Origin of the sequence: uncultured Mucilaginibacter sp. (assembly GCF_903913935.1) — a bacterium.
GTDB lineage: Bacteria > Bacteroidota > Bacteroidia > Sphingobacteriales > Sphingobacteriaceae > Mucilaginibacter.
The window spans coordinates 1-5258 of sequence record NZ_CAIWNH010000423.1 but is presented as its reverse complement, the minus strand read 5'-3'; the positions used below and the strand labels follow the sequence as shown (position 1 = coordinate 5258).

Annotated in this window: 6 protein-coding genes; 3 read left to right on the top strand and 3 right to left on the bottom strand. The window is 43.3% G+C overall.

Features of this window, described 5'->3' with window-relative positions; all coding sequences use genetic code 11:
* Positions 1-24: 24 nt before the first annotated feature.
* The gene (locus QZY09_RS17160; protein ID WP_295674344.1) at positions 25-534 is read left to right on the top strand and encodes a DUF4251 domain-containing protein; all 510 of its coding nucleotides are present in this window, start codon (positions 25-27) and stop codon (positions 532-534) included.
* A 20-nt stretch (positions 535-554) separates the two neighbouring features.
* On the opposite strand, the gene eutC is transcribed toward QZY09_RS17160, so the two are convergent.
* From eutC to eat, 3 genes are all read right to left on the bottom strand, one after another.
* On the bottom strand, positions 555-1307 hold the full coding sequence (eutC, locus tag QZY09_RS17155; RefSeq protein WP_295674343.1) for an ethanolamine ammonia-lyase subunit EutC: 753 nt from the start codon (positions 1305-1307) through the stop codon (positions 555-557).
* Between the two features lie 72 nt (positions 1308-1379).
* A complete protein-coding gene (locus QZY09_RS17150; protein ID WP_295674341.1) occupies positions 1380-2780 on the bottom strand; it encodes an ethanolamine ammonia-lyase subunit EutB in 1401 nt (466 codons plus the stop codon).
* A complete protein-coding gene (gene eat, locus QZY09_RS17145) occupies positions 2777-4132 on the bottom strand; it encodes an ethanolamine permease (RefSeq protein ID WP_295674339.1) in 1356 nt (451 codons plus the stop codon). Before eat ends, QZY09_RS17150 begins: the two co-directional genes overlap by 4 nt.
* A 351-nt stretch (positions 4133-4483) precedes the next feature.
* Between eat and QZY09_RS17140 the strand changes: the two genes are divergently transcribed.
* Together QZY09_RS17140 and QZY09_RS17135 are read left to right on the top strand one after the other, a co-directional pair.
* Entirely contained in the window at positions 4484-4765 is a 282-nt protein-coding gene (locus QZY09_RS17140; RefSeq protein WP_295674336.1) for a hypothetical protein, read from the top strand.
* Between the two features lie 20 nt (positions 4766-4785).
* Positions 4786-5145 carry a hypothetical protein gene (locus tag QZY09_RS17135; protein ID WP_295674335.1) on the top strand — a complete coding sequence of 120 codons (360 nt, stop codon included), beginning with the start codon at positions 4786-4788 and terminating at the stop codon, positions 5143-5145.
* The last annotated feature ends 113 nt before the right edge of the window (positions 5146-5258 follow it).

The following is a 5258-nucleotide window of genomic DNA, read 5'->3' as shown; positions in this document are numbered from 1 at the left end:
TTTTATTAAAATAAACCTTTAGTTATGAAACGGTTAATTAACATATTGGTGCTGCTTGCTGTTGTTTCAGGCAGTTTCAATTTAAGCTATGGTCAAAACTCCAAAAAAGCAGCCAGGCAGGCAGCCGTCAAAAACATGGTGGATAGTACAAGGTTTTATTTTAATGCCGAATACGCGTTGCCCCAAAGGGGTGGTATGAAAAATCTAACATCAATTTATGATGTAAAAATAACGAAAGACAGCATTAATGCCTTTTTGCCCTACTATGGACAGGCATATATGGCGCCCGATCCAGGCGCCACGGAAGGTGGCATCAAGTTTATCTCTACTAATTTTAGTTATAAAGTAAACCCGGGTAAAAAAGGTGGTTGGGAAATTATCATCAAACCGAAAGACCACGACATTGGCAGCTGGCGCGATGTACAGCAATTGATACTCCATATTTCGCCCGATGGTTACGCCTCATTATACGTACTCAGCACCAATCGCGATCCAATCTCATTCCAGGGCAATATCATTGCAAAAGAATTATAATCAGGATGAAAAATAATTCCTCAATGACCTAATGCCCCGATGGCTAAATCATCTTTCAGTCCTACCCCTGAAAGTTTTCGTTTGAAAGCTTCCATAATGAGGTAAAATATTTTATCGGCCGCAGGTTTAGCTTTTAATCCTTGCGGCCTGATATTTGAAATACAATTGCGGGATTCATCCGTTAAACCCGGCTTGGGGCCGAAGGTTAAATAAGCGCCCATACTGTCTGCAGCACTTAATCCTGGTCGTTCGCCAATTAGTATGAGCGAAAGTTTCGCATTCAGCCCAAACCCTATATCATCGCCAACGGCTACCCTGCCCTGTTCAACCAGGCACAATGGGGCTATTTTTAATTTAGCCGATTGAAGTTTAGGTACCAGGATCTTTAACAGATCAAATGCATTTTCATTTACGGCTTCGGCAGAAAGACCGTCCGCAATAACGATGGCGATATCATACCCATGGTTGTAGTCTTTTAACTGCTGTTCCGACGCTTCATCTAATTGCCGGCCATGATCCGGCCTTTTTAAATATTTATGGCGGCTTAATGCTTTACTTTGGAGGTGTAATAAGGGCAAATTCAGCGTTTTCAAACTACTAACCAGGCCCTCAACGTCTAATACCGAATAAACAGCATCGCGGGCATGGGCGTGGGCCAATTTAAATTGCAGCGTTTCCTTCATGGGAATACTGGTACCGGCCCTTCCAATAGCGATTCGGGCAGCAGTGAACTCCTTTAAAGGCGTTAATGGATCGGATACAACTATTTTCATAATTAACACGAATTTCACGAATAGGAACGAATTTTCACAAATATTGTTCGTTATTATTCGTTTAATGTTTCATTAAATCCCCGAAATCAGCGCCAATAATCTTTCAGAATTAGCTCCTATAAATTCGTGTAATTCGCTATAATTAGTGCTATTCGTGTAATTAATTCCTTGTTTTATTAGCCATTGTTCAAATTCGGGCGCAGGACGATATCCTAAAACCTTTCTCAAATATAAGGCATCATGAAAAGATGTTGACTGGTAATTGAGCATAATATCGTCTGAACCGGGGATACCCATTATAAAATTACAGCCAGCGACTCCTAAAAGCGTGAGCAGGTTATCCATATCGTCCTGGTCGGCCTCGGCGTGGTTGGTATAGCAAATATCAACGCCCATCGGCAAACCCAGCAGTTTTCCACAGAAATGGTCTTCCAGCGCGGCCCGGATAATTTGTTTGCCATCATATAAATATTCAGGTCCGATGAAACCTACTACCGAGTTAACCAACAGTGGTTTATATCTTCTCGCAACAGCGTAAGCGCGTGCCTCAACGGTTTGCTGATCAACGCCATGATGGGCATTGGCAGACAGTTCGCTGCCCTGGCCGGTTTCAAAATACATCACGTTTTTGCCGATGGTACCTCGGTTCAAGGATAGCGTTGCCTGGTAAGCTTCTTCAATAAGCGCCAGGTTGATGCCAAAACTGGAGTTACAAAGTTCCGTCCCTCCGATAGATTGAAAACACAGATCAACAGGAGCTCCGCTGTTGATGAGCTGCAGCGTGGTGGTAATATGGCTTAAAACGCAGGATTGCGTAGGTATCTCAAACTGCTCCCTTACCGTGTCAATCAACTTTAATAAGTTTAATACTACTGCGGGGCTGTCTGTAGCCGGGTTGATGCCGATCACTGCGTCACCGCTGCCGTATAGCAAACCGTCAATCATGCTGGCAGCTACGCCCTTGAGATCGTCTGTCGGATGATTAGGTTGCAAACGGGTAGAGAAATGCCCCTTCAAACCAATAGTATTGCGAAACCGGGTAATCACTTCGCATTTTTTTGCTACCGCGATCAAATCCTGGTTGCGCATCAGTTTGGAGACCGCCGCGGCCATTTCCGGGGTGATGCCTGCTTCAATACTTTTTAAAACTGCATTATCTACCTCATCACTCAGCAACCAGTCGCGGAATTCACCAACGGTTAAACTGTTGATCGCATTAAACGCTATAACATCATGGCTATCAATAATTAAACGGGTTATTTCATCACTTTCATAAGGGATGATTGTTTCGTTTAAAAAGGCTTTGAGGGGAACATCCGCCAGGGCGGTCTGGGCCGCAACACGTTCTTCGTAACTATCGGCACAGATACCAGCCAGCACATCCCCGGTACGATAAGGCGAGGCTTTTGCCAGCAGGGTTTTCAGGTCTGCGAATCGGTAATTTATGTTTCTTACTTTAAAGCTATAGCTCATCTTGCGGCGGATGTGATCACTTCGGCTGTTTCAAGCAGCACGTCATCAATTATTTTGATTTTATGTTTACCCATTAGCATAAATATAGCAATTACCACCGCCATGCCGGCAAAAAACCCCAGGGCCAGTACAGGATAAAACCATATCATAGCAAAAAAGGTAACGGCGCAAATAATTAAAGCGATGGCAGGGAATAATGGGTACACGGGCGCTCTGAAAGGGCGTTCTAAACCAGCTTCCTTTTTACGGAGGATAAAAAGGCTCACCATGCTCAGCATATACATTAGTACAGCGCCCATTACTGATATATACACGATCTGGTCGGCTTTTCCGGTAAAAAGTGCGATAAAGCTGATGAGGCCGCCCGCAACCAGTGCCCAATGAGGTGTTTTAAAACGATGACTGAGGCGGGAAAGGAAACGCGGCATATATCCGCTACGGGCCATAGCAAAAACCTGCCTTGAGGAAGCCAGTATGGTGCCATGGAAAGACGCGATCAACCCAAACAAGCCTATACCGGCAAATATGCGGGTTAAACTGCTTTGGTTGCCCAGCGCAAAACGTATCGCCTCCGGCAACGGATCAGACACATCGCTCAGCTTGTGCCAGTCGGTGATCCCCCCGGTGAGGATCATTACCCCAAATGCAAGAATGATCAGTGTGCCTAATGCTGAAATATAGCCTTTGGGAATATTCTTTTTGGGCTCCTTTACCTCCTCGGCTACCATAGCCACGCCTTCTATCGCCAGGTAAAACCAAACGGCGTACGGCAGTGCTGCAAAAACACCCGACCAGCCAAAAGGCATGGGATGGCTCATAAAATTAGACATTTTAAAATGCGGCGAAACGATGCCCATAAACAACAGCAATTCAGCTACCGCCAGTACTGTCACAAAAACCGAGAACATGGCCGATTCTTTTACCCCAAGGTAATTGATGACGATAAATACAACGTTAAAAAACAACGCCGAATATAAGGGCGGAATGACCGGCCATAAAAAATTGAGGTAAGTGCCCAGGGCAATGGCTATCGCGGGCGTTGCAAACAAAAAATCTATCAATGTTGCATACCCGGCAATAAGTCCGCCAAATGGCCCCATAGCGCGGTATGCGTAGGCAAAAGCGCCCCCTGCGTGCGGGATGGCAGCTGTAAGTTCGGTATAGCTAAAAATAAAGGTAATGTACATTACGGTGATAATGACCGTAGCAATCAAAAAACCAATGGTGCCTGAAACCTTCCAGCCGAAGTTCCAGCCAAAATACTCACCTGAGATGACCAAACCTACTGCAATTGCCCACAAATGGACGGGTTTTAATACTCTTTTTAATTGCTCAGTTTTGGTATTTGCCATGTATGTTTCTTTACCGTTTTAATGCCGCATTAAAATAGCCAAAGGAAGCCTTAATTCAAAACAAATAATTTAAAAAACGGCAACCAGCCAAACTGCGGCTACGTAAAAGGGTTGTCAACCTGCGATGGTGAACCTGACTTCTTAACATTTGCCGGTATTAAAACAAGTTGCAAGCGATTAAAACGTTTATTATCAGTATTTAAAAAATATCAGCGTGTTTTAACAAATGTTTAAAAAAACTCAACAGATGTTACATAATAGTCGTAAATTTCGTACAATAAATTAATAAAACACCTTTGGCGTTTTGGTGTTAACACTATAGTAAAAACAGGTTAATTTATTTTAAACAGCATGCTTTATATAACAGTTCCATCGGATGGCCCTTCAAAACTAACTTTCTCCTTATTTGAAAGTTATGACATACCGGCACCGGTTGGCGGCGCCGATGCAGAGATCAATAACGACTTGATCCTGAAGTTTGAAGACGAGGAAGAAGCGGTTGTTTATGCTGAGCAACTGGAAAACCTGGCAAATGAATTAAATGACAAAACGACTACGCAATATTTGGCAATAAATGATATTATTGTTGCCATATGGAACGATGAATTTGTACAGAGCTATCAAACTAAATAAATGATAAATTTTTAAAAATTATGTTACGCATCAATCTACCTCCAACCGGCCCAACCCGTGTAACCTTCGCTGATTTCAGGAAATACCGTTTGCCAATTCCATCAAAGGGAATTAAAGATCGCGGTAAAACAGAAACCGTACTGCAATTTGATAACGAAGATGAAGCGGTAATTTATGCCGATCACCTTGAAGAAATTGTAACCGGCGTAAGCAAAAATTCGCCCGTAAGGAGCATCCTGAGGGATATGGTAACTGCTATCCGTAATGATGACACGATCCGGAATTACCTGGAGTATTCTTCTATCTATACCTGGGTAAAAAACCGCGTGAAAACTATCCGGATGGCCATCAAACCTTCGGCTTCGTTTTTGAAAAACTGATATAGAAGAGGCGAAAGGTTAAAGGTAAAAGGCTAAAAGATTTTGGCTTGCAGCAATTTTGCTACAAGTTAGTAAACTTGCAGCTCTTAGCTTTTCACCCATCCTTTCACCTT